Annotated in this window: 23 protein-coding genes; 17 read left to right on the forward strand and 6 right to left on the reverse strand. The window is 67.2% G+C overall.

The window, feature by feature from the left end:
• Positions 1-228 precede the first annotated feature (228 nt).
• Positions 229-1761, forward strand: coding sequence for a DEAD/DEAH box helicase (locus GGR46_RS21695; protein ID WP_184000174.1), 1533 nt, complete (start codon positions 229-231; stop codon positions 1759-1761).
• Positions 1762-1832: 71 nt separating this feature from the next.
• On the opposite strand, the gene GGR46_RS21700 is transcribed toward GGR46_RS21695, so the two are convergent.
• The gene (locus GGR46_RS21700; RefSeq protein WP_184000175.1) at positions 1833-2747 is read right to left on the reverse strand and encodes a tetratricopeptide repeat protein; all 915 of its coding nucleotides are present in this window, start codon (positions 2745-2747) and stop codon (positions 1833-1835) included.
• Positions 2748-3016: 269 nt separating this feature from the next.
• Here GGR46_RS21700 and GGR46_RS21705 point away from each other — a divergent pair, with 269 nt between their 5' ends.
• From GGR46_RS21705 to GGR46_RS21735, 7 genes are read left to right on the forward strand one after another with little or no spacing between them, the layout of a single operon-like run.
• On the forward strand, positions 3017-3571 hold the full coding sequence (locus tag GGR46_RS21705; protein ID WP_184000176.1) for a F0F1 ATP synthase subunit delta: 555 nt from the start codon (positions 3017-3019) through the stop codon (positions 3569-3571).
• An 11-nt stretch (positions 3572-3582) separates the two neighbouring features.
• Complete coding sequence (atpA, locus tag GGR46_RS21710) at positions 3583-5112, forward strand: F0F1 ATP synthase subunit alpha (protein ID WP_184000177.1); 1530 nt, start codon at positions 3583-3585, stop codon at positions 5110-5112.
• A 9-nt stretch (positions 5113-5121) separates the two neighbouring features.
• Positions 5122-5739, forward strand: coding sequence for a LysE family translocator (locus GGR46_RS21715; protein ID WP_343058290.1), 618 nt, complete (start codon positions 5122-5124; stop codon positions 5737-5739).
• A complete protein-coding gene (locus GGR46_RS21720) occupies positions 5740-6621 on the forward strand; it encodes a F0F1 ATP synthase subunit gamma (RefSeq protein ID WP_184000178.1) in 882 nt (293 codons plus the stop codon).
• Between the two features lie 24 nt (positions 6622-6645).
• Positions 6646-8172, forward strand: coding sequence for a F0F1 ATP synthase subunit beta (atpD, locus tag GGR46_RS21725; RefSeq protein WP_246426301.1), 1527 nt, complete (start codon positions 6646-6648; stop codon positions 8170-8172).
• The gene (locus GGR46_RS21730) at positions 8172-8858 is read left to right on the forward strand and encodes a hypothetical protein (RefSeq protein WP_184000179.1); all 687 of its coding nucleotides are present in this window, start codon (positions 8172-8174) and stop codon (positions 8856-8858) included. The genes atpD and GGR46_RS21730 overlap by 1 nt, the downstream gene beginning before the upstream one ends.
• A 10-nt stretch (positions 8859-8868) precedes the next feature.
• Positions 8869-9123: an ATP synthase F1 subunit epsilon gene (locus GGR46_RS21735; protein ID WP_116840035.1), complete on the forward strand. Its 255-nt coding sequence runs from the start codon at positions 8869-8871 to the stop codon at positions 9121-9123.
• A 121-nt stretch (positions 9124-9244) separates the two neighbouring features.
• On the opposite strand, the gene GGR46_RS21740 is transcribed toward GGR46_RS21735, so the two are convergent.
• Complete coding sequence (locus GGR46_RS21740) at positions 9245-9673, reverse strand: DUF6265 family protein (protein ID WP_184000180.1); 429 nt, start codon at positions 9671-9673, stop codon at positions 9245-9247.
• Positions 9674-9755: 82 nt separating this feature from the next.
• Between GGR46_RS21740 and GGR46_RS21745 the strand changes: the two genes are divergently transcribed.
• From GGR46_RS21745 to GGR46_RS21755, 3 genes are all read left to right on the forward strand, one after another.
• Positions 9756-10463: a helix-turn-helix domain-containing protein gene (locus GGR46_RS21745; RefSeq protein ID WP_184000181.1), complete on the forward strand. Its 708-nt coding sequence runs from the start codon at positions 9756-9758 to the stop codon at positions 10461-10463.
• 124 nt (positions 10464-10587) lie between these two features.
• Entirely contained in the window at positions 10588-12150 is a 1563-nt protein-coding gene (locus GGR46_RS21750; RefSeq protein WP_184000182.1) for a TadA family conjugal transfer-associated ATPase, read from the forward strand.
• A gap of 25 nt (positions 12151-12175) precedes the next feature.
• Positions 12176-13330, forward strand: a complete 1155-nt coding sequence (locus tag GGR46_RS21755; RefSeq protein WP_343058292.1) for an aspartyl protease family protein — start codon at positions 12176-12178, stop codon at positions 13328-13330.
• Between the two features lie 65 nt (positions 13331-13395).
• Here the strand turns inward: GGR46_RS21755 and GGR46_RS21760 are convergent, their stop codons facing one another.
• On the reverse strand, positions 13396-14037 hold the full coding sequence (locus GGR46_RS21760) for an HD domain-containing protein (protein ID WP_184000183.1): 642 nt from the start codon (positions 14035-14037) through the stop codon (positions 13396-13398).
• Between the two features lie 57 nt (positions 14038-14094).
• Between GGR46_RS21760 and GGR46_RS21765 the strand changes: the two genes are divergently transcribed.
• The gene (locus GGR46_RS21765) at positions 14095-15111 is read left to right on the forward strand and encodes a GlxA family transcriptional regulator (protein ID WP_246426302.1); all 1017 of its coding nucleotides are present in this window, start codon (positions 14095-14097) and stop codon (positions 15109-15111) included.
• 54 nt (positions 15112-15165) lie between these two features.
• On the opposite strand, the gene GGR46_RS21770 is transcribed toward GGR46_RS21765, so the two are convergent.
• Positions 15166-15354 carry a hypothetical protein gene (locus GGR46_RS21770; RefSeq protein ID WP_184000184.1) on the reverse strand — a complete coding sequence of 63 codons (189 nt, stop codon included), beginning with the start codon at positions 15352-15354 and terminating at the stop codon, positions 15166-15168.
• 51 nt (positions 15355-15405) lie between these two features.
• Between GGR46_RS21770 and GGR46_RS21775 the strand changes: the two genes are divergently transcribed.
• Together GGR46_RS21775 and GGR46_RS25755 are read left to right on the forward strand one after the other, a co-directional pair.
• Positions 15406-16227, forward strand: a complete 822-nt coding sequence (locus GGR46_RS21775) for a class I SAM-dependent methyltransferase (RefSeq protein ID WP_184000185.1) — start codon at positions 15406-15408, stop codon at positions 16225-16227.
• 94 nt (positions 16228-16321) lie between these two features.
• Positions 16322-17332 (forward strand): methyl-accepting chemotaxis protein, encoded by a 1011-nt coding sequence (locus GGR46_RS25755; RefSeq protein WP_343058294.1) that lies wholly within the window; start codon positions 16322-16324, stop codon positions 17330-17332.
• Between the two features lie 87 nt (positions 17333-17419).
• Here the strand turns inward: GGR46_RS25755 and phaR are convergent, their stop codons facing one another.
• The gene (phaR, locus tag GGR46_RS21785; protein ID WP_184000187.1) at positions 17420-17995 is read right to left on the reverse strand and encodes a polyhydroxyalkanoate synthesis repressor PhaR; all 576 of its coding nucleotides are present in this window, start codon (positions 17993-17995) and stop codon (positions 17420-17422) included.
• Positions 17996-18084: 89 nt separating this feature from the next.
• Here phaR and GGR46_RS21790 point away from each other — a divergent pair, with 89 nt between their 5' ends.
• From GGR46_RS21790 to GGR46_RS21800, 3 genes are all read left to right on the forward strand, one after another.
• Positions 18085-19080 carry an alpha/beta hydrolase gene (locus GGR46_RS21790; protein ID WP_184000406.1) on the forward strand — a complete coding sequence of 332 codons (996 nt, stop codon included), beginning with the start codon at positions 18085-18087 and terminating at the stop codon, positions 19078-19080.
• A gap of 37 nt (positions 19081-19117) precedes the next feature.
• Positions 19118-20299 (forward strand): acetyl-CoA C-acetyltransferase, encoded by a 1182-nt coding sequence (locus GGR46_RS21795; RefSeq protein ID WP_184000188.1) that lies wholly within the window; start codon positions 19118-19120, stop codon positions 20297-20299.
• A 282-nt stretch (positions 20300-20581) separates the two neighbouring features.
• Positions 20582-23797 (forward strand): TonB-dependent receptor domain-containing protein, encoded by a 3216-nt coding sequence (locus GGR46_RS21800; protein ID WP_343058295.1) that lies wholly within the window; start codon positions 20582-20584, stop codon positions 23795-23797.
• Positions 23798-24015: 218 nt separating this feature from the next.
• Here the strand turns inward: GGR46_RS21800 and GGR46_RS21805 are convergent, their stop codons facing one another.
• The gene (locus tag GGR46_RS21805; protein WP_184000190.1) at positions 24016-25032 is read right to left on the reverse strand and encodes an alanine racemase; all 1017 of its coding nucleotides are present in this window, start codon (positions 25030-25032) and stop codon (positions 24016-24018) included.
• Between the last annotated feature and the right edge of the window lie 23 nt (positions 25033-25055).

The following is a 25055-nucleotide window of genomic DNA, read 5'->3' on the forward strand; positions in this document are numbered from 1 at the left end:
CGCCGATGAGGCACGCAGCACCCCTTTCTTGACGGAAACCGATTTCATCGCCATATGGCCCAGCATCGAGGCGTAATGCAGCGTGATCGGACATGCGGGTTCATCCCAAGGGTCCAGGCTCCGCCTCTTTGTTTTCCCGGCTTCCCTAGTCACGCGGGTCGTCATTTTTGACCCCGCCTTGCGCCTGGATTCCGTCCGGTGCGCCCGGCCGTATGTACAGGACACATAATGCAATTCAACGAACTCGGTCTCTCGGAGACCGTTCTCGCCGCGCTTGCCGCCAAGGGCTATAGCGAGGCGACGCCGATCCAGGCCAAGTCGATCCCGTCGCTGCTCGAAGGGCGCGACCTGCTCGGCATCGCCCAGACCGGCACCGGCAAGACCGCCGCTTTCATGCTCCCCTCGATCGATCGCCTGGTCGCCAGCGGCAAGCGCGCCCAGCCGCGCGGCTGCCGCATGCTGATCCTCGCCCCGACCCGCGAGCTCGCCAGCCAGATCGCCGACCAGGCCCGCCACTATTCGAAGGGCACGCGCCTTTCGGTCGCCACCGTGTTCGGCGGCACCTCGATCCACAAGAACAAGACCGACCTCGCCAAGGGCGTCGACATCGTCGTCGCCACGCCGGGCCGCCTCGTCGACCTGATCGACCAGTGCTACGCGATCCTGCTCGGGATCGAGATCCTCGTCCTCGACGAGGCCGACCAGATGATGGACCTGGGCTTCATCCACGCCCTGAAGCGCATCGTCCGCGAGCTGCCGTCGAAGCGCCAGACGCTGTTCTTCTCGGCGACCATGCCGAAGACGATCCGCGAGCTGGCTGGCCAGTTCATCAAGGATCCGGTCGAAGTGAAGGTCACCCCCGAGGCGACCACCGCCGAGCGTGTCGACCAGAGCGTCACCTTCGTCCGCCAGGACGAGAAGCAGGCGCTGCTGACGATGCTGCTGCGCGAGACCGAGATCGATCGCGCGCTGGTGTTCACCCGCACCAAGCACGGCGCCGACCGCGTCGTCCGCCTGCTCGCGGGCAACGGCATCGCCGCCAACGCGATCCACGGCAACAAGAGCCAGCCGCAGCGTGAGCGCGCGCTCGGCGAGTTCCGCGCCGGCAAGGTGAAGATCCTGGTCGCGACCGACATCGCCGCGCGCGGCATCGACGTGTCTGGCGTCAGCCACGTCTTCAACTTCGAGCTGCCGAACGTGGCGGACCAGTATGTCCACCGCATCGGCCGCACCGCGCGCGCCGGCAAGGATGGCGAGGCGATCAGCCTGTGCGCCGATGACGAGCGGCCCTATCTGCGCGACATCGAGCGGTTGATCCGCCAGAAGCTCACCGTGGTGCCGCTGCCCGAGGGCTTCGTCGCCGCTGCCGAGAAGATCAGGTCGACCCGCGTCAACGTGGCGCCGACCCGTGACGAGCAGAATGGCCGCAACGGCCGCGCGATGCAGCGTGACGGTCGCCGCCCGGGCGGCGGCCAGCCGCAGCGCGGTCGCCCCGGCGGCCAGCGCGAAGACCGCGCACGCGGCGACCAGCCGCGCCGCGACGGCCATGCCCCGCGTCCGGAAGCAGCCGGTGCGGCCGCAGGCGAGCCGCGTCCGCGCCGCTTCGATGCGCAGCCGCAGGGCGAACAGCCCCGCAACTATGCCCGCCCGAAGCGCAAGTGGCAGCCGCGCCCGACCGGCAGCGGCGGTGGCCAGCGCCAGGGTGGCCAGGGCGGCGGCGGCGGTCGTCAGGGTGGTCAGGGCGGCAATCGCGGGCGCTGAGACCCACGCTTCCCAAAGCTGAAACGAAAAGGCCGGGCATGATGCCTGGCCTTTTCTTTAGGTCCCCACGCTCAGCGACGCCGGGCGCGGATCGCGGCATCCTCGCGACCGGCGATCAGCCGGATCGCGCGATCGGCGCCTTCGCCGCCCTCCTGGGCGCCGGCGCGCTGCGCGGCACGGTAGAGCTGCTCGGCCTTCTCGTAGTTGCCGGCCTGCTCGGCGCAGAGCCCGAGGTCGAAGGTGATCGAGGCGTTGTTCGGCACTTCCCCAGCCAGCGCGGCCCAGCCGGTACAGGCACCGCGCACATCGCGCTTGGTGAGCTTGACCAGGTCCTTGAACCGCTTCGCCTGGTCCTTGCCCATCCCCTTGTCGCTCTCGCGCACCCGGATGCGATAGGTGGATAGGGTCGGCGCGATGTCGGCGCGCACCGAATTGCCGAGGTCGCGCACCAGATTGGCAATCACGTCCTCCACCGGCTCGGGATCGGTCTTGTCGCCTTCGCACCAGCTGAAGTCGTTGGTCACCGGGCGGGTGACCGAATAGACGATCCGCCCGTCGCGGTTGCGCACCAGGCGGAGATCGGCCTTCACCGACACGAGCCGGCGACGGCAGCGCAGCTCGACCTCGGCATGGCGGATGCACTTCTTCTGGTCGGCGCTGTCCTTCTCGATGCAGCGCTTCTCCTTCCGCTTGAAGTTGGATTCGTCGACGCCGGTGGTGACGCCGCCGGTCAGCGAACCCTCGGCATTGTCACGGCCGGTATACCCACCCATCAGGTCGAAATGCGTACCCGACAGGGCCTGCTCGATCGCCCGCGCCAGCGCCGACCCGTCCTGTCCGGCAATCCGGTCGACCGAGATCGAGCGCAGCAGGCTCGCCTCGCGGTTCGGCGCGGCGAACTCGCCGGTGATCTCCAACACTTCCGCGCGCGCGACGCCCGCCATCAGCGCCACGATTCCGATGCCGGCAAGAATCCGCTTGTCCATTTCCCCGTCCCTTCCCCCAAAAGGATATCGCGGCGGCCGTTTACCATACGAAACGATTCGGTACACACCGTGTCGCGGTCACTTTGGGAGAGTCCTCGAGGAGAGCGACTCGGACTCGGGTTGCATCCCTGTGACACCGATGCTAACCGCGCCGCGACCCATAGGGGGCCGTATGGGGTGTCCATCAAACTAATACTTTGATGGAGCCGGAAATCGGCCCCCAATTCATATGGGGCTGAAACCCGAACCTCCGAGAGGAACCCGATCGCGTGGAGAATTCCGCCGGTATCCAGGCAAGCCTAAGCGGACGCTACGCTACCGCCCTGTTCGAGCTCGCACGTGATTCGAAGGCGCTGGGCCAGGTCGAGGACAGCCTCGGCACCGTTGCCAAGGCGCTTGCCGAATCGACCGACTTCAAGGCGCTGACCGCCAGCCCGCTGGTGTCGCGTGGCGATGCCGCCAAGGCCGTCGCCGCCGTCGCCAAGAGCCTGAAGCTCGACGCCACCACCGCGAACTTCCTCGGCGTGCTCGCCGAGAATCGCCGGCTGGGCCAGCTTCCCGCGGTGATCCGCGCCTTCCGCCAGCTCGCCGCATCGCATCGCGGCGAGACGACGGCGGAAGTGGTCTCCGCTCACCCGCTCACCGCGGACCAGGTCAGCGCGCTCAAGCAGCAGCTGCGCACCCGGATCGGCCGTGAAGTGGCCATCGACCTTTCGGTCGATCCCTCGCTCCTTGGCGGGCTGGTCGTGAAGATCGGCAGCCAGATGATCGACAGCTCGATCAAGACCCGTTTGAACTCCCTCGCGCACGCGATGAAAGGCTGAAGGCTAGAATCATGGATATCCGCGCCGCAGAAATCTCGAAGGTCATCAAGGACCAGATCGCCAATTTCGGCACCGAGGCCCAGGTCTCGGAAACCGGCCAGGTGCTCAGCGTCGGTGACGGCATCGCGCGCATCCACGGTCTGGACAACGTCCAGGCCGGCGAGATGGTCGAGTTCGCCAATGGCGTGCAGGGCATGGCGCTCAACCTCGAAGCCGACAATGTCGGCGTCGTGATCTTCGGCTCGGACGCCGAGATCCGCGAGGGCGACACCGTCAAGCGCACCGGCACCATCGTGGACGTTCCCGTCGGCAAGGGCCTGCTCGGCCGCGTCGTGGACGGCCTCGGCAACCCGATCGACGGCAAGGGCCCGATCGTCGCCGAGAAGCGCAGCCGCGTCGAAGTGAAGGCGCCGGGCATCATCCCGCGCAAGTCGGTCCACGAGCCGGTGCAGACCGGCCTCAAGGCGATCGACGCGCTCGTTCCCGTCGGCCGTGGCCAGCGCGAGCTGATCATCGGCGACCGCCAGACCGGCAAGTCGGCCGTCGCGATCGACACCTTCATCAACCAGAAGACGGTCAACGCCGGCACCGACGAGAGCAAGAAGCTCTACTGCGTGTACGTCGCCGTCGGCCAGAAGCGCTCGACCGTCGCCCAGCTGGTGCGCACGCTCGAGGAGAATGGCGCGATGGAATATTCCATCGTCGTCGCCGCGACCGCTTCGGACCCCGCGCCGCTGCAGTTCCTCGCGCCCTACACCGGCACCGCGATGGGCGAGTATTTCCGTGACAACGGCATGCACGCGCTGATCGTGTTCGACGATCTGTCGAAGCAGGCCGTCGCCTATCGCCAGATGTCGCTGCTGCTGCGCCGCCCGCCGGGCCGCGAAGCCTATCCGGGCGACGTGTTCTATCTCCACAGCCGCCTGCTCGAGCGCGCTGCCAAGCTCAATGACGCCAATGGCAACGGCTCGCTCACCGCGCTGCCGATCATCGAGACCCAGGCGGGCGACGTGTCGGCCTACATCCCGACCAACGTGATCTCGATCACCGACGGCCAGATCTTCCTCGAGACCGACCTGTTCAACGCCGGCATCCGCCCGGCGATCAACGTCGGCCTCTCGGTGTCGCGCGTGGGCTCCTCGGCCCAGACCAAGGCGATGAAGAAGGTCTCGGGCTCGATCAAGCTCGACCTCGCCCAGTATCGCGAGATGGCCGCCTTCGCGCAGTTCGGCTCGGACCTCGACGCCTCGACCCAGCGCCTGCTGAACCGCGGTGCGCGCCTGACCGAGCTGCTCAAGCAGCCGCAGTTCAACCCGCTGCCCTTCGAGGAGCAGACGGCGTCGATCTTCGCCGGCACCCAGGGCTTCCTGGACGCCGTTTCGGTGCAGGACGTGGTGCGCTACGAGGCGGCGATGCTCGCCGATCTCCGCGCGAACCACGCCGACATCCTCGGCGCGATCCGCGACTCGAAGGACCTGTCGGACGACGTGAAGGCGAAGCTCAAGGCCGCCCTCGAGGCGTTCGCCAAGACCTTCGCCTGATAGCAGCCGGTGGCCGACCACTCCCTCCTCGCGTGGACGCTGCTCAGCGTCGGCCTCGTGCTGACGCCCGGGCCGGACACGATGCTCGTCGCGGGTCACGCGGCGCGCGGAGGCGTGCGGGCCGGCCTGGCGGCAGTCTCGGGCGTGGTGCTCGGGGGATTGTGGTACATGGCGCTGTGCGGCTTCGGCTTCCTCAGCGTCCTGTCGGTCTTCCCGGCGCTGTTCACGGTGGTGAAGACCGCCGGCGCGATCTACCTCGCATGGCTCGGCTTCAAGCTGATCCGCGGCGCGGTTCGCCCGGCTCCCGCCACTGCCGAGGCGCCCGCTCTGGGCAAGCCCTTCTGGCAGGGGCTGCTCACCACCGCGCTCAATCCCAAGGTCGCATTGTTCTTCCTCGCCATCCTGCCGCAGTTCGTCGGCACCGGCGCTGATGCCCCGCTCAAGGGCGCGCTGCTGATCGCAGTGCCCTATGTGCTCGGCGGCTTCTGGCTCACCGGTATCGTCTTCGTCGCCGCCCGTGCGGGCCGCGCCGCGAAGCAGAGCAGCGCGATGCGCTGGATCGAGGGCGTTCTCGGCGTCGCATTTGTTGGTCTCGCGGGCCGTCTGGCCCTTGCTCGGAATTCGTAAATGGCAAGTTTGAAGGCCCTCAAGATCCGCATCGGCTCGGTGAAGTCGACGCAGAAGATCACCAAGGCGATGAAGATGGTCGCCGCCGCCAAGCTGCGCCGTGCGCAGGAAGCGGCAGAGGCCGGGCGCCCCTATGCCCAGCGCCTCGAAGCCGTCGTCGCCAGCCTGGCCAGCAAGATTTCGGTGAGCGAGAGCTCGCCCAAGCTGCTCGCCGGCACCGGCAAGGATCAGGTCCACCTTCTGGTCATCGCGACCAGCGACAAGGGCCTGGCCGGCGCGTTCAACACCAACATCGCCCGCCTGGCCCGCCGCCATGCGCAGGAGCTGCTGGCGCAGGGCAAGACGGTGAAGATCTACACGATCGGCCGCAAGGGCCGCGCCGTGCTGAACCGCCAGTTCCCCAAGAACATCATCCACTCGATCGAGCCGGGCGACCTGGGCAAGCTGAGCTTCGCCGATGCGCGCGGCTATGCCGACGACCTGATCGCACGCTTCGAGGCGGGCGAGTTCGACGTGGCGACCCTGTTCTACTCGACCTTCAAGTCGGTGCTGGCCCAGGAGCCGACCGCGCAGCAGATCATCCCGGTCGCGATCCCGCAGGCCGAGACCGCCGCGGTATCGAGCGGCGCCGCCGTCACCTATGAGCCCGACGAGGAATCGATCCTCGCCGACCTGCTGCCGCGCAACGTCGCGATCCAGCTGTTCCGCGCGATGCGCGAGAACGCCGCGTCGGAGCAGGGCTCGAAGATGACCGCCATGGACAACGCCACGCGCAACGCCGGCGACCTGATCAAGCGGCTCAACACGATCTACAACCGCCAGCGCCAGGCCGCGATCACGACCGAGCTGGTGGAAATCATTTCGGGCGCCGAAGCGCTCTAAGACCGTTCGAACGAGGAAACAGCAATGGCAACCGAAGCTCCCATCGCAGAGAAGCCCGCCCGCAAGCCGCGCGCGACCAAGCCGAAGGCGGATGCCGCCGGCACTCTGCCGACCACGACCAACAATGGCGGCCGCATCAGCCAGGTGATCGGCGCCGTCGTCGACGTCGCCTTCGAAGGACCGCTGCCGGCGATCCTTTCGGCGCTCGAGACCGACAACAACGGCAACAAGCTCGTCCTCGAGGTCGCCCAGCACCTCGGCGAGAACACCGTCCGCACGATCGCGATGGACTCGACCGAGGGTCTGACCCGCGGCCAGGTCGTCAGCGACACCGGCGCGCAGATCTCCGTCCCGGTCGGCCCGGCGACGCTCGGCCGCATCCTCAACGTCATCGGCGAGCCGATCGACGAGCGCGGCCCGGTCGGCACCGACCTGCGCGCGCCGATCCACGCCGAGGCCCCGCTGTTCGTCGACCAGTCGACCGAGAACGCGATCCTGGTCACCGGCATCAAGGTCATCGACCTGCTCGCGCCCTACGCCAAGGGCGGCAAGATCGGCCTGTTCGGCGGCGCCGGCGTGGGCAAGACCGTGCTCATCCAGGAGCTGATCAACAACATCGCCAAGGGCCATGGCGGCACCTCGGTGTTCGCCGGCGTCGGCGAGCGTACCCGTGAGGGCAACGACCTCTATCACGAGTTCCTCGACGCGGGCGTCATCGCCAAGGACGCCGACGGCAATGCCATCAGCGAAGGTTCGAAGGTCGCCCTGGTCTATGGCCAGATGAACGAGCCGCCGGGCGCCCGTGCCCGCGTCGCGCTGTCGGGCCTGACGATCGCCGAATATTTCCGCGACGTCGAAGGCCAGGACGTGCTGTTCTTCGTCGACAACATCTTCCGCTTCACCCAGGCGGGCGCGGAAGTGTCGGCACTGCTCGGCCGTATTCCTTCGGCCGTGGGCTACCAGCCGACCCTGTCGACCGACATGGGCGCGCTGCAGGAGCGCATCACCTCGACCAACAAGGGCTCGATCACCTCGGTGCAAGCCGTGTACGTCCCCGCGGACGATCTTACCGATCCGGCGCCGGCAACCTCGTTCGCCCACCTCGACGCGACGACCGTGCTCAACCGCGCGATCTCCGAGCTCGGCATCTATCCGGCGGTGGATCCGCTGGACTCGACCAGCCGCGTTCTCGAGCCGCGCGTCGTCGGCCAGGAGCATTACGACACGGCCCGTGCGGTCCAGTCGATCCTGCAGAAGTACAAGTCGCTGCAGGACATCATCGCCATCCTCGGCATGGACGAGCTGAGCGAAGAAGATAAGCTGACCGTCTCGCGCGCGCGCAAGATCCAGCGCTTCCTCTCGCAGCCCTTCCACGTCGCCGAAGTGTTCACCGGCATCCCGGGTGCGTTCGTGCAGATCGAGGACACCATCAAGTCGTTCAAGGCGGTGGTGAACGGCGAGTACGACCACCTGCCGGAAGCCGCCTTCTACATGGTCGGCGGCATCGACGACGCCATCGCCAAGGGCAAGAAGCTGGCTGAAGACGCGTAATGCTCACGGTGGCGGCGATAATCGGCGGGCTGGCGGTGCAAACCGCCCCCGCCTCGCCGCCACTGGCGGAGGTTTTGCCGCGTGCCGCCGCGCTGTGCGCCAAGGCCGCGGAGACCAACAGCTGGTCGCTCGAAAAGGGCACCGACTTCTACGAGCCCGAGGAATCGCGGATCAAGCTCCCGGCGGGCGAGCCGTCTGGATCCCGGGCGGCGAAGATGATTGCGCAGATGAACGCCGGCATGAAGACGCTGGCCGACACGCCGCCGCTGATCCAGCGCGTGATCGGCCACAGCCAGTCGCGGATGATGTTCAAGATCTCGATGGCGGCGCGCTTTCCCGCCGCTTCGGGTGAGGTCTGGGTGATCTTCTACAACGGCAATGCCTGCGATCTCTACGTCACCGGATCGTCCGAGCCCGTCGCGCCGCTGGCCGCCTCGTTGGCGAACACGCTCGGCGCGCAGGGCTGGCAGACGGCCGCCGCAGTCGATGCGGGCGAGAAGATGCCGCTGTCGCAGCGCTTGTTGCTGCGCGCTGCGCCGAAGCCGGATATGCCCGGCTATGGCGTCCGCGCGAAGATGCAGTGGCTGAGCCCGGCCGCGGCGGATTCTGAAGGCGTCCAGCTCGATATCAGTTATCTCGCGGGAAATGTCGGCGCAGCGCAGCCCGACGCCGCTCAAAAGCCCTAGGAAACAAGTCATGTCGCTTCACTTCGAACTCGTAACCCCCGAAAAGCTCCTCCGCTCGGAGGAAGTGCACATGGTCGTCGTCCCCGGCACCGAGGGCGATTTCGGCGTGCTCGAAGGCCATGCCCCGCTGATGTCGACCATCCGCGACGGCAATCTCGAGATCTACAAGGCCGGCGCGACCACGCCGGAGACGATCCGCATCGAAGGCGGGTTCGCCGAAGTGAACGAGAAGGGCCTGACGGTTCTCGCCGAAAAGGCCGGCTGATACGACGAAACGCCGACGGGTTTGCCCCGTCGGCTCCGTCTCCCCGGCGAAAGCCGGGATCCTCCCTGGGAAGCTCTCGTCCCGCTCTCGCGGCCCGAATCCCGGCTTTCACCCCAATGGGTTACTGGCCCGCGCGGCGATAGCGCCAGCGCATCGGCTTGCTGCCATCGGCCAGCGAAATCTCCGCCATCAGCAGCTCCCCCTCGCGCCAGTAACGGATGCGCTGCGGATAATCGTGCGCGGCGTTGACGAACTCGATGCTCTGCGCTGCGGCATGCCTTGCCGCGAAATCGGTGGGCGCCTGGCCCTGCGGCTCGGCATGGAACACCAGCTTGCCCGCATCCCCGGTGATCCGCATCGGCTCGCGCCGTTCCCCCTTCGCCGAAGTCGTGACCGTTTCCCCGCGCATGACGCGATCGGCGCCCATCGGCTGCCAGGTCTCGCAGGTCGTCCGGCCCTTGGCCGGCTCGGTGCACCATTTGCCGACCAGCCAGTCGAGCGGCTCGGGCGACAACCCCAGCCCGGCAAGCAGCATGATGTTCGCGATCATCCTTCCGTCCTCCCTGCTCACGCCGTCATAGGCCCCGCACGCCCCGCTGGCTTGAACCGACGCGACATGCGAGGCTCCGCCCATGGACTATGCCGAGCTGCCCCTGCCTCCATCGCTCGACGGCCTTGTCGCCGCGGTGTGGACGCTCGAGGCAAGCGAGCCGGGCTGGGTGGAACATGAGGCAACGCCGGACGGCTGCGTCGAGCTGATCCATCGCCCGGCGGGGCGTTCCGAATGGCGGCGGGACCAGCCGGAATTCTTCGCCACCGGCCTCTCCGCCCACCCGATCCGCTTCGGCTTCAGCGGCGATGCCCGCTTCACCGCGATCAAGCTGTGGCCCTGGGCCTGGCATGCGCTGGGCGGGCCACCCTGTCCGGGCTTCGCCGATGACTGGATCGCAGTTGCGCCCGATTCGCCGCTCGCCGATCTGCTGCGGGACGACCCCGTCGCCAACCTGACGGCAGCGCTTGCCGGCATCGAGCCCCCGCCCCTCGCCCGCGCCATCCTCGCTTCGACCAGCGTCGCGGAGATCGCAGCGGCCACCGGCCTGCCCCATCGCCGCCTGCAGCGCATCTTCGCGCGCGAACTGGGGCTGGCGCCGCGTACCTATCTGCGCCTGCTGCGCTTCCGCGCCGCGCTGCAGGACGTCCAGCACGGCGACGACACCCTTGCCGACACCGCCGCCGCGCGCGGCTATGCCGACCAGGCACACATGGCCCGCGATTTCCGCGCACTCGCCGGGCTGGCCCCCAGCGGCGCGCGCGTCCGGGCAAGGGGACCGTTCCTCTAGGCCGGCGCGTTTACCCGCTTTGCACCTTTGCTGGTCCATCTCCGTAACAAGCGGGGTTACCGGGTTAGGTAAATATCAAGCCTTGGCCGGTAACACTCCGCCGTCGAGGGGACATTGGGTTCTGATGAGCGCTTTCGGACGACGCAGCGGATTGGGTGGTGGACCGGCAGGCCGGCCGGCGTTCGGTGTTGCGCGCCCGATGCAGGGCGGCGGACCGCTGCCCCGCCCGGTTGATCCCGCCCCGCTGGGCGGCGAGCAGTTCCCCCCGATCAATTCCGTGCCGCTTCCGGGCCAGGGCGCCATGCCCGACCCGATGGCCGAGCGCGATCCCAACGGCCCCAGCGTCGCCAGTGCCGAAGCGCTGCAGCGCCTCGCCGATCGCCAGGCCGCCGCCGGCGAGCAGGGCAATTCGCGCGTCGAGGGCTTTGAGGCTTCGATCCACCGCATCAAGGAACAGGTGCTGCCGCGCCTGCTCGAGCGCGTCGATCCCGAAGCCGCAGCCACGCTCAGCAAGGACGAGCTGGCCGAGGAATTCCGCCCGATCATCGGCGAGGTCCTCGCCGAGCTGAAGCTGACCCTGAACCGCCGCGAGCAGTTCGCGCTCGAGAAGGTGCTGGTCGACGAGCTGCTCGGCCTCGGGCCGCTCGAGGAACTGCTCAGCGATCCGGCCATCTCGGACATCATGGTCAACGGCCCCGAGCAGACCTTCATCGAGCGCAAGGGCAAGCTCGAGCTCGCCAACATCCAGTTCCGCGACGAGGAGCATCTGTTCCAGATCGCGCAGCGCATCTGCAACTCGGTCGGCCGCCGCGTCGACCAGACCACGCCGCTCGCCGACGCCCGCCTCAAGGACGGCAGCCGCGTCAACGTGATCGTGCCGCCGCTCTCCTTGCGCGGCACCGCGATCTCGATTCGTAAATTCTCGGCCAAGCCGATCACGCTCGACATGATGGCCCAGGGCGGATCGATGTCGCAGAAGATGGCGACCGCACTCAAGATCGCCGGCGCCAGCCGCTTCAACATCGTCATCTCGGGCGGTACCGGCTCGGGCAAGACGACGATGCTCAACGCCCTGTCGAAGATGATCGACCCGGGCGAGCGCGTGCTGACGATCGAGGACGCGGCCGAACTCCGCCTGCAGCAGCCACACTGGCTGCCGCTCGAAACCCGCCCGCCCAACCTCGAAGGCCAGGGCGAGATCACCATCCGCGACCTGGTGAAGAACGCGCTGCGTATGCGCCCGGACCGGATCATCCTCGGCGAAATCCGTGGCAGCGAGTGTTTCGACATGCTCGCCGCCATGAACACCGGTCACGACGGCTCGATGTGTACGCTCCACTCCAACTCTCCGCGCGAGGCACTCGCCCGTATGGAGAACATGGTGATGATGTCGGACATCAAGGTGCCGAAGGAAGCGATCAGCCGCCAGATCGCGGACTCGGTCGACCTGATCATCCAGGTGAAGCGCCTGCGCGACGGTTCGCGCCGCGTGACCAATGTCACCGAAGTGATCGGCATGGAAGGCCCGGTGATCGTCACCCAGGAGCTGTTCAAGTTCGAGTATCTGGACGAGAGCGCCGACGGCAAGATCATCGGCGAATATCGCTCGATGGGCCTGCGCCCCTATACGCTCGACAAGGCCAAGCAGTACGGCTTCGACCAGGCACTGCTCGAGGCGTGCCTCTGATCGCCTGACCGGCTAGGCTGTGCCGGTGCTGTCTCTTCTCCTGCCTTTGGCGCTCGCCGCCTCGCCCGTTTCCGCGCCCGGCGAGGAGGCGAAGGACGGCATCACCCTCGCGCCCGACAGCGAGGCGCGCTGGATCGCCTTCGACCTGACGCCGTCCAACCAGATCCGCTTCGAGGCGGTGCTGAACGGGCGACCGGTGCGCGCCGTGCTCGATACCGGGCTCACCAACACCCTCGCCACCCAGGATTTCGCCACCCGCGCCCGGCTCGCCATCGGCCGCCGCCAGCGCGCATTGGCGATCGGCGGCGGTGTCGAGGTCGCCTGGGCACCGGGTGGCACGCTGGTGATGGGCGGGCTCACCCGGCGCGGCGGGCGCATCGTCATTCCGGACGCGCCGGGCCAGGACCGGTTCGGCGCCGACCTGCTGATCGGCAGCGACGTACTGAGCTGCTGCGCGCTCGACATCGACTATGCCGTGAGGCGTTTTCGAATCCTCCCAAGCGGCCGCATGCCCTTCACCGGCCAGACCGCCCCGCTCGCGCTCCAGCACGGCTCGGGCGTGCCGGTCACCGAGATCCGCCTTGGCAACGCGCGGCTGCGCCCGATGATCGTCGATACCGGCGACGGCGCTGCCGTGACGCTGAGCAAAGCGGCCTGGGCCAGCGCGAACTATCGCGGCGCAACTCTCACCACCACGCTCGGCTGGGGAATCGGCGGCGCGCTGGTCAGCGAGGCTGCGGTCATCCCCGGCTTTGCCCTGGGCGGCAGCGCCCTTTCCGAGACGGAAGTCCGCATCGAAGGCGAAGGCGGCTATTCCACCGCGGCCGGCGCCGCCGGGCGGATCGGCACCGGGCTGCTGCTGCGCTACCGCGTGCTGCTCGATCCGCGTGCCGGACGCATGGTGCTGCAGCCCGCCGCCTCGGCCGCCACGCCGGTGCTGCGCTCGACCAGCGGCCTGCTGCTCGGCGCCGAGGGCAATCATCTGCGCGTGCTCCACGTCATGCGCGGCTCCCCCGCCGCGGAGGGCGGCTGGCGCGAAGGCGAGACGATCTGCAGCGCCGACGGCGTGGCGGTGGCCGGCCGGCCGGTCGACTGGAGCGCGGGGGTGCCGGGGCGGATGGTGACGCTCAGCCTGTGCGACGGCAGCGAGCGCCGGCTGACGCTGCGGAAATTCTACTAGCCCCCGAAGACCTGGGCGCCTCCACAACCGTCGTCCGGAGTCGCCAGTCCTCCCTGACGATGGCCTCAGCCCGCCCAGCGCGAACCGCGGATCACCGAACAGAAATTGCCACGATGGAAATGGGGCTGCTTGTCCGCGATCACGTCGGCCTTGACGTTTCCGAAGGTCGTTTCGGGCTTGTGCCTGATGCCCTCGTAAAAGGCCTGGATGATGTCTTCCTTGAAAGTCGGAGTGCGAGGGAAACCGGCAACCACCGCCCCGCGCTCCGCATCGGAATATTCGCCATAGGTCAGGCCGAGAACATCCATCTCTACGCCCGCCGTGACGAGCGCGACCACGGGATGCATATGGGCGGGTACGCCGGGCGTAGTGTGCAGCGCGATCGCCGTCCAAACCGTATAGGCGTCCTCCTCGGCCACGCCATGGCTGCGCAGGAAGTCGCGCGCGGCGTGGGCACCGTCCACCTCGAAGCGTTCATGGGCGCTTGCGTGGCTCGGCATCAGGCCGATGTCGTGAAACATCGCGCCGGCATAGAGCAGCTCCCGATCGAAGCTCAGGCCCCGGTGTTGGCCGGCGAGCGCGCCGAACTGGTAGACGCGGCTAGAGTGATTGAAGAGCAGCTCGCTCTCCGTGTCGCGGATGAACTCGGTGATCGCCCTGGCGAGCTTGCTGTCGGGAATGGCCGCAGCCGGATCGATGCTGGACATGGCGGGTCTCCTTCGGTGTCGGGAGAGACATAGGCGCCTAGGGGATGGCGCGATTCGATGTATTCCTGCTATTTCTGCCAAATCACCTTAAGAACGGACACGAGCGGCATGCGGCCAAGGCAGATCGGAATCCTCGCGGTCGAGGGTGTTCAGCTACTGGATGTATCCGGTCCGGCCGACGTGTTTGCCGAGGCCAATGTCCAATCCGGCAGCATCGAATATGAAATTCGAGTCCTTGGAGTCTCCCCGGGAACGCTGAGAGCATCGTCGGGCCTGCGGCTCACGATCGATGGGGTGCTGGGCGACGGCAATCTGGATACGCTGCTCGTGGCAGGGGCGCCGCACCTCCATCGTCGCGCCCGCGATGTCGAGCTTCTCGGAAAGCTGCGCGAGGCGGCGCTTGCGGCCCGGCGCTATGGGTCCATCTGCACGGGCGCCTTCCTGCTGGCCGAGGCCGGCCTCCTTGATGGCCGCCGCGCGACCACGCACTGGGCACTGGCCGACATCTTCGCCAGATCCTTTCCAGAGGTTCTATTGGAAGTGGATGCCATCCACCTGCGCGACGGCAAGGTGAGGACCGGAGCCGGCGTGACCGCCGGCCTGGATCTCGCGCTCCAGCTGGTCGAGGAGGATTTGGGCGCGGAGCTCGCACGACGGGTGGCGAGCCAGCTCGTCATGTATTTCCGCCGTCCGGGCGGACAACTTCAATATAGTCGCGCGCGGCAGGGAAGCCTTGCCGGTCGGTCGGCACTTCAGGATGTGCAGCGGTGGGTGGAAGCCAATCCCGCAGACGACCACAGCGTAAAGAGCCTGGCCCAGCGAACCGGAATAAGCGCGCGCCACTTCGCTCGCCTGTTCAAGGAAGAGATCGGCCTGACGCCATCGGCCTGGGTTGAGGGCGTACGTGTCGAGGCCGCGCGGCAATTCCTCGAAGCCGGTCATCCTCCCAAGGTTGCCGGAGCGAAAAGCGGCTTCGGCGACGTGGAGACATTCCGGCGCGCATTTCAGCGCCGTCTCGGCGTATCTCCCGCGACGTATCGCGGGCAACATTATCTGGCAGGCTCTGGATACTGAACTTGCAAGGGTGCGCGACCGGAGCGTTTCCACCCATTTTCCGCTGTCCGGCCCTCAGCGCAAGTTCAGTGCCACGCTCGCCAGGATCACCGCGCCCAGCATCGCCATCACCTGGAGGAACTGCCAGGGCACGAAACCGACATCGTCGATCCGCTTGCGCTCGCGGCGGCGATGCTCGCCCAGGCCGCTGACCACCGCGATCACCGCAGCGCCCGCCGCCCCGATCCACAATTGTAGTTGCATCGTCACAAAAACCCCCCAAATGCGCGGACGACATCTAGGGAGGGAATTCGCGTGCGCCAGACCCTGACCATCTTTGCCGTGCTCACCACCGCCGCCGCTGTCGCCAGCGTGGCCGTCGGGGCACCGAGCACGCAACGCTCCGCCATTGCCGACGCCGTCGCCTCGCCCAGCCGCACGCCGGCGAACGTCGCCCGCGACCAGTATCGCCATCCGGTGGACACGCTGACCTTCTTCGGAGTGAAGCCCGGCAACACCGTGGTCGAGATCTGGCCGGGCGGCGGCTGGTACACCGAGATCCTCGCTCCGCTCACCCGGGCGAAGGGCAGCTATTACGCGGCGGTCGGCCCCGACTTCCCGAATGGCGGCAAGGCGGTCGAGACCTTCAAGGCCAAGGACGCCGCGCTGTACGGCCATGCCAAGCTCGTCGCCTTCCCGGCCCAGGCCGGCCAGCCCAAGGTGCCCGATGGCACGGCGGACGTCGTTCTCACCTTCCGCAACGTCCATAACTGGCGGATGGGCTACAAGCGCGGCGACGTCGATTACTCGCCCGAGGCATTCCAGCAGATGTTCGCGATGCTCAAGAAGGGCGGCACGCTCGGCATCGAGGATCACCGCCTGCCCGAGAGCGCCAGCGCCGAGCGCGAGAAGAGCAGCGGCTATATCAAGGTCTCGACCGTGCGCCGCCTGGCCGAGCAGGCCGGGTTCAAGTTCGTCGGCGCGTCGGAGGTCAACGCCAATCCGCGCGACACCGCCGACTGGCCCCAGGGCGTGTGGACGCTGCCGCCGAGCTACACGCTCAAGGATGTCGACCGGGCCAAGTACGCGGCGATCGGCGAGAGCGACCGGATGACGCTAAAGTTCAGGAAGCCCTGATCTTTTCGTCCTAAACGCAGCTTTAACCCGCATGTCTTATGCCTGACATGTGCCGCGCCGAATTCGAACCCTTCTGTCGGTCCTCCGCGAGGAAGTGGACAGCTATGCCGCGACCAGCGAGGAAATCGCTGCGCGCACCAACCTGCTCGCGCTGAACGCCGCGATCGAGGCCGCCCGATCGGGCGAGGCCGGGCGCGGCTTCTCGGTGGTGGCGCAGGAAGTGAAGGCGCTCGCCCAGCAGGCACGCGGTGCCTCGATCGAGTTCCGCTCCGAAGTGCGCGAGCGCCTCGCCATGGGCGCGGGCATCGCCGACGAGATGGTCAGCGAGATCGAGGGCACCCGCCTGGTCGAGCTGGCCCAGGCGCTGATCCAGAATGTCAGCCGCCATCTCTATGGCCGCAGCATCGATCTGCGGTTGATGGCATCCGATTCCGAAGTGATCGCCGCGCTGGAAGATCCCTCACCCGAGACGATCGCCGCCGCCGATGCCCGGCTGGCGATGCTGACCGGCATCTCGCCCTATTACGTCAACGCCTTCCTCGCCAATGCCGAGGGCAAGGTGATCGCCGCGTCCGATCCGCATGCGCGGGTGCGCGGCGTCGACCTGTCGAGCGCGCCGCAATATCTGAGCGCGATGCGCAGCCACCGCCGCGACGAATGGTTCACCGACGAGGTGTGGCTGAACCCCTATTCGGACCACCGCGCGGTACTCGTCTTCGTCACCGGCGTGCGCCCGCGCGGCCGCGATGGCCGGCCGCTCGGCGCCTTCTACCTCGAGTTCGACTGGGAAGGGCATATCCCGGGCATCATCTCCGACCGTTCGCTGTTCGGCGAGCGCGACTGGGCGCGGACGAGCATCTCGATCGTCGACGAGCAAGACCGGATCGTGGCCAGCTCCTCGGGCAAGCGCCACGGCGAGCATGTCGCGCTGCCGCCCAAGGCGGTGCGCGGTGCCGAGGTGCGCGGCGACAGCACGATCGCCTTCGCCAGCGCCACCGATTATCACGGCTTCACCGGCCTGGGCCTGCGCTGCGTGATCGAGCAGAAGATGCCGACGCTGGAGGAAATCCGCGCGGCCCTGGGCGGATTGAACGCGCGGGGCTAGCCGGCCCAAAACGGTCGTCCCGGCGGAAGGCAGAAGCGCGGGGCAAGAGCCGCACGAGACCCCGGCTTTCGCCGGGGTGACGACTTGTTATTTCGCCAGCTTCTCGATCTTGTCCTGCAGGCGGGCGAGCTCCGCCTTCAGCGCTGCGACATCGTCGCCTTCGCTCGCCGCGGGCGCGGGAGCGGCCGCACCCGGCGCCCCCGGAGCACCCGGCGTCGCGCCGGGCTTGAACGCCTGGGTCGCCGCCTCGAAGATCTCCATGTTCCGCTTGGCCATCTCGGCGAAGGGCGAGTTGGCGAAGGCGCCCTCGACCGCCGACTTGAACTGCTGCTGGTTGCGGCGGAAGCTCTCCATCGACGCTTCCAGATAGCCCGGCACCATCGCCTGCATCGAATCGCCATAGAGCGCGATCAGCTGGCGCAGGAAGTTGACCGGCAGCATGGTCTGGCCGCGCTGCTCCTCTTCCATGATGATCTGGGTGAGGACATTATGGGTGATGTCCTCCTCGGTCTTGGCATCTACGACCTTGAAATCGCGCCCCTCGCGCGTCATCGCAGCCAGATGGTCCAGCGTGATGTAGGACGAGGTTTCGGTGTTGTAGAGCCGCCGGTTCGCGTACTTCTTGATGATGACCGGACCGGTGCCTGCAGCGCTCTTCTTCATCTAAGGCCCCCCGAGTGAGTGAAACATATCTATCATCGTTTCATTCTGCGGCGCAACACGGACCGCGCCCCCTTCCACTATTCCTCTCGCTGTTGCGCAGCGAGACCGCAGCATCGCCGGAGCGACGCGCCGCGGCGCTGACCGGACTGAAGGCATATCAGGAGGCGGAAAGGCCGCCGGAACGCGCCCTTAAGCCTGCAATCGCCACGGCCGGCCGCGCCGCCCTGCGCGACTATGGCGGCGATGGGCCGCCGGTCGTCTTCATCCCCTCGCTGATCAACCCGCCCTTCATCCTCGATCTCGCGCCGGGCAATTCGCTGCTCGAATGGCTGGCGACTCAAGGGCTTCGACCGCTTCTCGTAGATTGGGGCACGCCCGATCCGGCGGATCGCGACCAGGGCGTGGACCGGCACATCACCGAGTTGCTGCTCCCGCTGCTCGAGGCGCTGGACGAACCGCCGCTGCTCGCCGGCTATTGCCTGGGCGGCACGCTGGCGATGGCAGCGGCGATGTTGCAACCGGCCAAGGGGTTGGTGACGATCGCCGCGCCCTGGCGCTTCCGCCGCTATGGCGATCTCGCGCGCGCAGCCATTGCGGCGCAATGGGAAGCCGCCGAGCCCGCATGTGCGCAGCTCGGCCTGGTGCCGATGGAAGTGCTCCAGGCCGGCTTCTGGCAGCTCGATCCCGCCCGCACGGTCGCCAAGTTCGAGCGATTCGCCCAAACAGAACCCGGTAGCGACCGGGCCCGCGCCTTCGTCGCACTCGAGGACTGGGCCAATGCCGGTGCCCCCCTGACCTACGCAGCCGGCACGCAGATGTTCGAGCGCTTCTTCAAGGCCGACCGCCCCGGCAGCGGCCGCTGGTGGATCGACGGCACGCGGATCCTGCCTTCGCGCCTTGCCTGCCCTGCGCTCGAACTACTCTCGACCACCGACCGGATCGTCCCCGCCGCCACTGCCGCCGGCCTGCCCGCGCGGCAGAGCCTGGCGCTCGGCCATGTCGGCATGATCGTGGGCGGCCGGGCACGGGCAATGGTGTGGGAACCCTTGCGCGACTGGCTTCTTGCCGCAGCGCACCCTAAATAGCCGCCAAACGGCAAAACCACCCGCAGGAGTTCCGAGCATGGCCAATCCGAACGACGTCGTCATCATCGCCGCCAAGCGCACCCCGGTGGGCGCGTTCCTCGGCGCATTCGGCAGCACCCCGGCGCACGAGCTGGGCCGCGTCGCGATCGAGGCCGCGCTCGAGCAGGCCGGCGTGAAGGGCGAGGAAGTCAGCGAAGTCATCCTCGGCCAGGTGCTCACCGCGGCCCAGGGCCAGAACCCCGCCCGCCAGGCCTCGATGGCCGCCGGCGTGCCCAAGGAAGTGCCGGCGTGGAGCGTGCAGCAGGTCTGCGGCTCGGGCCTGCGCGCGGTCGCCCTCGCCGCCCAGGCGATCCAGACCGGCGATTCGACCATCGTCGTCGCCGGCGGCCAGGAGAGCATGTCGCTCGCCAACCATGCCCAGGCGCTGCGCGCGGGTGCGAAGATGGGCGACGTCACCCTGGTCGACACGATGATCAAGGACGGCCTGACCGACGTGTTCAACGGCTACCACATGGGCATCACCGCCGAGAACCTGGCCGAGCAATATCAGGTCACCCGCGTCGAGCAGGACGAGTTCGCCGTCGCTTCGCAGAACAAGGCCGAGAAGGCCCGCGCCGAGGGCCGCTTCAAGGACGAGATCGCCCCGGTGACGATCAAGGGCCGCAAGGGCGACACCGTCGTTTCCGACGACGAGTATATCCGCGCCGGCGCCACGATCGACAGCGTTTCGGGCCTGCGCCCGGCGTTCAAGAAGGACGGCACCGTCACCGCTGCCAATGCCTCGGGCCTCAATGATGGCGCTGCAGCATTGGTCGTGATGCGCCGCGACGAAGCCGAGAAGCGCGGCGCGCCGATTCTCGCCACGATCCGGAGCTGGGCGACCGCTGGCGTCGACCCGTCGATCATGGGCATCGGCCCGGTCCCGGCGTCGAAGAAGGCGCTGGAGAAGGCCGGCTGGGCCATCGCCGATCTCGACTTGATCGAAGCGAACGAAGCGTTCGCGGCGCAGGCGCTGTCGGTCGGCAAGGAACTCGGCTGGGACGCGAGCAAGGTCAACGTCAATGGCGGCGCGATCGCCATCGGCCACCCGATCGGCGCCTCGGGCGCGCGGGTTCTGACCACGCTGATCTACGAGATGGGCAAGCGCGACGCGAAGAAGGGCCTCGCGACTTTGTGCATCGGCGGCGGCATGGGAATCGCCATGTGCATCGAGCGCTGAAATGCCTTTCAGCGCGTAACAGAATGTTTCTACCCTCCCCGCCCTAGTGTATTGATGCACTAGGGCACATTCTGAATATTACATTAACTCGAAGGCGCTTGAAATTTAGCGCGCCCGACAGTCACTTTTCTGCAACACCGGGAATGGAATTGCGTTGCAGCGCGTTTCCTTCTCTTGCAGCGCGGAAACATGTCCGTCTCATTATCCCTTCGGGCATCCCGTCCGAAGGGGCAAATAATGAAGATAAGTCATCTGTTGAGCGCTACCGCGCTTGCCAGCTCCGTGCTTTTCGTTCCTGCGGTTGCATTCGCGCAGTCGAGCGACACGAGCGACACCGCCACCACTGCCGCGACACCGAAGGAGGATCAGGAATCGATCGTCGTCACGGGTTCGCGCATCCGCAGCCCGAACGTCACCTCGGACGTGCCGATGACCTCGATCGGCGGTGAAGCGCTGCTCAAGTCGGCCAACACCTCGATCGGTGACGAGCTCAACAACCTGCCGCAGCTCGCCAGCACCTTCTCGCAGCAGAACCCGGGCCTGGGCATCGGCATCGCCGGCCTCAACCTGCTCGACCTGCGCGGCCTCGGCACCCAGCGCACGCTGGTGCTCGTCAACGGCCGCCGTCACGTCGCCGCGGACATCCTGAACAACGCAGTTTCGCCCGACGTTTCGTCGATCCCGAGCAACCTGATCGAGCGCGTCGACATCGTCACCGGCGGCAACTCGGCGGTCTATGGTTCGGACGCGATCGCGGGCGTCGTCAACTTCATCCTGAAGCGCAACTATGACGGCATTGAGCTGCGCGGCAACGCGGGCATCACCGAAGCGGGCTTCGGCGGCAACCAGTCGATCTCGGGCATCGTCGGCAAGAACTTCGCCGATGGCCGGGGCAACATCACGGTCTCGGCGGAATATACCCACCAGGATCGCGTCTATGCGTCCGACGTGCCGTGGATGCGCCAGAACAACACGCTGGTCACGGTCGACTCCGACGCGTCGAGCGGTGGCCAGACGCTGGTCAACGGCAGCGACGGCTTCGCCGACCAGATCTTCCTGCGCGACATCCGCAGCGCGACGATCAACCCGAACGGCCTGATCGCCGTCCCGCAGCGCACGGGCGTCGCGGCCTGCGGCACCGGCACCCTCGCCAGCTTCGGCGCTCCGAACACCAACGGCACGCCGTATAACTGCACCTACATCTTCACGCCGGCCGGCCAGCTGATCGCGCAGACGGGTACGCGTTACGGTGCCGGCCCGACGGGCGGTATCCTGGGCGGCAACGGCCAGACCGGCCGTGAAGGCAAGACCGTGTCGATCCTGCCGTTCCTCGAGCGCTACAACGCCAACCTGATCGCGCACTACGAGTTCAGCCCCGCCCTCGAGTTCTTCGTCGAGGCGAAGTGGGACCGCGTGAACGCGCTCGGCAACAATGCCGGCCCGTCGTTCATTCAGACCGCTGCGGGCAACAACGGCAACGTCGGCGACTATCGTGAGCGGGTTCGCATCGACAACCCCTTCCTGGGCACCGCGAACCGTACCCTGCTGACCAACGCGGTCATCGCTTCGGGCTGCAACATCAGCCTGACCGCTGGCTGCCCGGCGGCCGGCAACCTCACCGCGGCGGACATCACCGCGCTGAACAACGGCACCTACCGCTTCCAGATGGCGCGTAACCTGCTCGACGTGGGCCTGCGCGACGAGAAGTTCCAGCGCGACACCTTCCGTGTCGTCGGTGGCTTCCGCGGCACCTTCAACGGCGACTGGTCGTACGAAGTGTCGGCCAACTACGGCCGTTTCGATCAGACGACGGTGGCCAAGGGCTATATCGATCGCCAGCGCTTCTCGCTCGCGATGGACGCCGGCCTCGACCCGGTGACCAACACGATCAAGTGCCGCTCGCAGTTTGATCCGGCCTCGGCCGTGGCAGACACCCGCACCGACGACGTCGCAGTCGCCAACCGCGCCGCCAACCAGGCCCGCCTCGCCGCCGATATCGCGGCCTGCAAGCCGTACAACCCGTTCGGCAACGGATCGGGCAACGCCGACGCGATCAACTATTTCTCCCGCACGTTCACGGCCGATGCCTCGCTCGAGCAGCTCGATTTCCAGGGCTTCGTCTCGGGCGATCTCAGCCAGCTGTTCGAACTGCCCGGCGGTCCGATCCGCTTCGCACTGGGCGGCGAGTATCGTCGTGAGAGCGCCTACTACAAGCAGGACGATTTCTCGTCCAAGGGCTTCACCAACGCCGTTGCGATCCCGACCTTCTCCCCGCCCGATTTCGAGGTGAAGGAAGCGTTCGGCGAAGTTCAGGTTCCGCTGCTGAAGGACGTGCCCTTCTTCAAGGAACTGACGGCCACCGGCGCCGCGCGTTACTCCGACTATGGCGGCGGCACGGGCAGCGTGTGGGCGTACAATGGCGGCGTGCAGTGGTCGCCGATCAGCGACATCCGCTTCCGCGCCAACTATGCCCGCGCGGTGCGTGCACCGAACGTCTCGGAAACCGGCTTCCCGCTGGTCCCGAACTTCTCGACGATCGGCGATCCGTGCAACACGATCAACATCAACACCAGCGCGACTCGTTCGACGAACTGCACGACTGCGGTGGGCGCGGCCAATCTGGCCAACCTGACCGCCGTCAACTACTCGCTGGCGATCGTGAGCGGCTCGAATCCGAACCTCAAGGCCGAGACTTCGGACTCGTACACCTTCGGTGCGGTGTTCCAGCCGAGCTTCATCCCGGGCCTGTCGCTCACCGTCGATTACTACAACATCAAGGTGAACGGCGTGATCGCGTCGGTCACCGCGCAGCAGATCCTCAACAACTGCTACGATTCGGCGACGCTGAACAACATCTACTGCTCGCAGTTCTCGCGTTACCTCGGCACCGGGACCGGGCCCAACGGCGAACTGCCCGGCGCGATCCGCAGCAACTCGCTGATCGTGGCGCCGCTGAACTACGCCAACCGCGTGCGTAAGGGCATCGACTTCGATGTGAGCTATCGCACGAGGCTTGGTGCCAATGCGTCGCTCAACTCGAGCCTGATCTACGTGCACAGCATCAAGGTCAGCGACTTCCAGGATCCGACCAATCCCAAGTTCGAGAATCGAATCCTGAGCGAGGTCGGCTATCCCGAGAACGAGTTCCGCTTCGACACCGACCTGAATGTCGGCGACGTGACGTTCGGCTACCGCGCGCACTATATCGGCCCGATGTATGTGGGTGCGTGGGAGAACTTCAACGGCATCAACGGAGTGGGTCCGGCCAATGCCGACGCCAGCGAGCCGAAGAAGTATCCGGCCATCCTCTACTCGGATCTGCGGTTCGAGTGGAACGTCGCGAACGGCGGCCGCAAGGACGCGTTCCAGTTCTATGCGGGCGTCGACAACGTGACCAACCAGGCTCCGCCGCTCGGCTCGACCGCGACGGGTGCCGGCACGGCCATCTACGACTTCCGTGGTCGTACCTACTATTCGGGCTTCCGCGCCCGGTTCTGATTGCTTCCGGCATCGGAATGACTTTGGGGACGGTGACTTCGGTCACCGTCCTTTTTCTTTGGCCAGATCCGCGACGGGCCGGGTTGGCCCGCCTCCTCCCGGCAAGCGTCAGGCAGTCGCCGAGACGCGCGCGACAGTCGGCGCGCGGCCATCCATTCCAGAGGATAGGATTATGCCGGATCCTTGCACGGCGCCGGCGTGTTCGCGTCCCGGCGCACTCAGCGCCAGATGCGCTCGTAGCGCGGGCCCAGCCCGGTCAGCAGCTCGTACTGCGACAGGCCGCTCAGTGCGGCGGTCTCGGGCAAGGCATAGGACATCGCCACCCAATCGCCTTCGCCGATCCCCGGCAGCGCGGTCACGTCGATCGCGGTCAGGTCCATCGAGACGCGACCGATCAGCGGCAGGGTGATACCCTCGGCCGAGGCCAGCCCCTTGCCCGAGAAGCAGCGCAGATAGCCATCGGCATAGCCGAGGTTGAGGATCGCCACTTCGGTATCCGCCGGCGCGATCCAAGTGGCATTGTACCCCACGCTGTCGCCCGCCCGCACCGTGCGGCGCTGCAGGACCTGCGCTTCCGGCGTGGCGACCTGGCGGATCGCGTCATGCCCGGGCCGCTGCCAGCCGCCATAAAGCGCGATGCCCGGCCGGGTGAGATCGAAGGCATAGTCGGCGCCGAGCGCGATGCCCGCCGAATTGGCGAGGCTCATCCGCTTCGCCGCGGTCCGCCCTTTGAGCGCACCGAACGCGGCCAGCTGGCGCGCGTTGAGCGGCACATCCTCATCGGCAGAAACCAGGTGGCTCAGCAGCGTCTCGATCACCAGCCCGTCGAGCAGCCCCGCGCCGATCTCCTCCGCCGATACGCCGAGCCGGTTCATGCCGGTGTCGACCATCACGTCGCACGGCCGCCCGGTCGGCTTCCAGCGCCGCACCTGCTCGGCCGTGCTCAGCACCGGGCGCGCATAGGGCGCATCGAGCGGATCCTCGGCACGCAGCCCGTGCAACACCGAGACGCTGAGCCCCAGATCGGCCAGCGCCGCCGCCTCGGCCCAGGTGGCGACGAAGAAGTCGCGGCATCCCGCCTCGGCCAGTCGGCGCGCCACGTCGCGCGAACCCAGCCCATAGCCGTTCGCCTTGATCGCGGCGCCGCACGCGGCGGCGCCGCTCAGCTTCGCCAGATGCCGCCAGTTCGAGACGAGCGCGGCGCTGTCCAGCCGCAGGCGCAGGGGTGCAGTCATGTGCCAGCGGTTACGGGGTGCGC

Origin of the sequence: Sphingomonas kyeonggiensis, assembly GCF_014196745.1 — a bacterium.
Lineage (GTDB): Bacteria > Pseudomonadota > Alphaproteobacteria > Sphingomonadales > Sphingomonadaceae > Sphingomonas > Sphingomonas kyeonggiensis.

Bases quoted from the DNA above. Each gene is read 5' to 3' on its own strand.
- GGR46_RS21695 (WP_184000174.1), top strand. From the start codon at position 229: ATGCAATTCAACGAACTCGGTCTCTCGGAGACCGTTCTCGCCGCGCTT.
- GGR46_RS21700 (WP_184000175.1), bottom strand. From the start codon at position 2,747: ATGGACAAGCGGATTCTTGCCGGCATCGGAATCGTGGCGCTGATGGCG.
- atpA (WP_184000177.1), top strand. From the start codon at position 3,583: ATGGATATCCGCGCCGCAGAAATCTCGAAGGTCATCAAGGACCAGATC.
- GGR46_RS21720 (WP_184000178.1), top strand. From the start codon at position 5,740: ATGGCAAGTTTGAAGGCCCTCAAGATCCGCATCGGCTCGGTGAAGTCG.
- atpD (WP_246426301.1), top strand. From the start codon at position 6,646: ATGGCAACCGAAGCTCCCATCGCAGAGAAGCCCGCCCGCAAGCCGCGC.
- GGR46_RS21730 (WP_184000179.1), top strand. From the start codon at position 8,172: ATGCTCACGGTGGCGGCGATAATCGGCGGGCTGGCGGTGCAAACCGCC.
- GGR46_RS21735 (WP_116840035.1), top strand. From the start codon at position 8,869: ATGTCGCTTCACTTCGAACTCGTAACCCCCGAAAAGCTCCTCCGCTCG.
- GGR46_RS21740 (WP_184000180.1), bottom strand. From the start codon at position 9,673: ATGATCGCGAACATCATGCTGCTTGCCGGGCTGGGGTTGTCGCCCGAG.
- GGR46_RS21745 (WP_184000181.1), top strand. From the start codon at position 9,756: ATGGACTATGCCGAGCTGCCCCTGCCTCCATCGCTCGACGGCCTTGTC.
- GGR46_RS21750 (WP_184000182.1), top strand. From the start codon at position 10,588: ATGAGCGCTTTCGGACGACGCAGCGGATTGGGTGGTGGACCGGCAGGC.
- GGR46_RS21760 (WP_184000183.1), bottom strand. From the start codon at position 14,037: ATGTCCAGCATCGATCCGGCTGCGGCCATTCCCGACAGCAAGCTCGCC.
- GGR46_RS21765 (WP_246426302.1), top strand. From the start codon at position 14,095: ATGTATTCCTGCTATTTCTGCCAAATCACCTTAAGAACGGACACGAGC.
- GGR46_RS21770 (WP_184000184.1), bottom strand. From the start codon at position 15,354: ATGCAACTACAATTGTGGATCGGGGCGGCGGGCGCTGCGGTGATCGCG.
- phaR (WP_184000187.1), bottom strand. From the start codon at position 17,995: ATGAAGAAGAGCGCTGCAGGCACCGGTCCGGTCATCATCAAGAAGTAC.
- GGR46_RS21795 (WP_184000188.1), top strand. From the start codon at position 19,118: ATGGCCAATCCGAACGACGTCGTCATCATCGCCGCCAAGCGCACCCCG.
- GGR46_RS21805 (WP_184000190.1), bottom strand. From the start codon at position 25,032: ATGACTGCACCCCTGCGCCTGCGGCTGGACAGCGCCGCGCTCGTCTCG.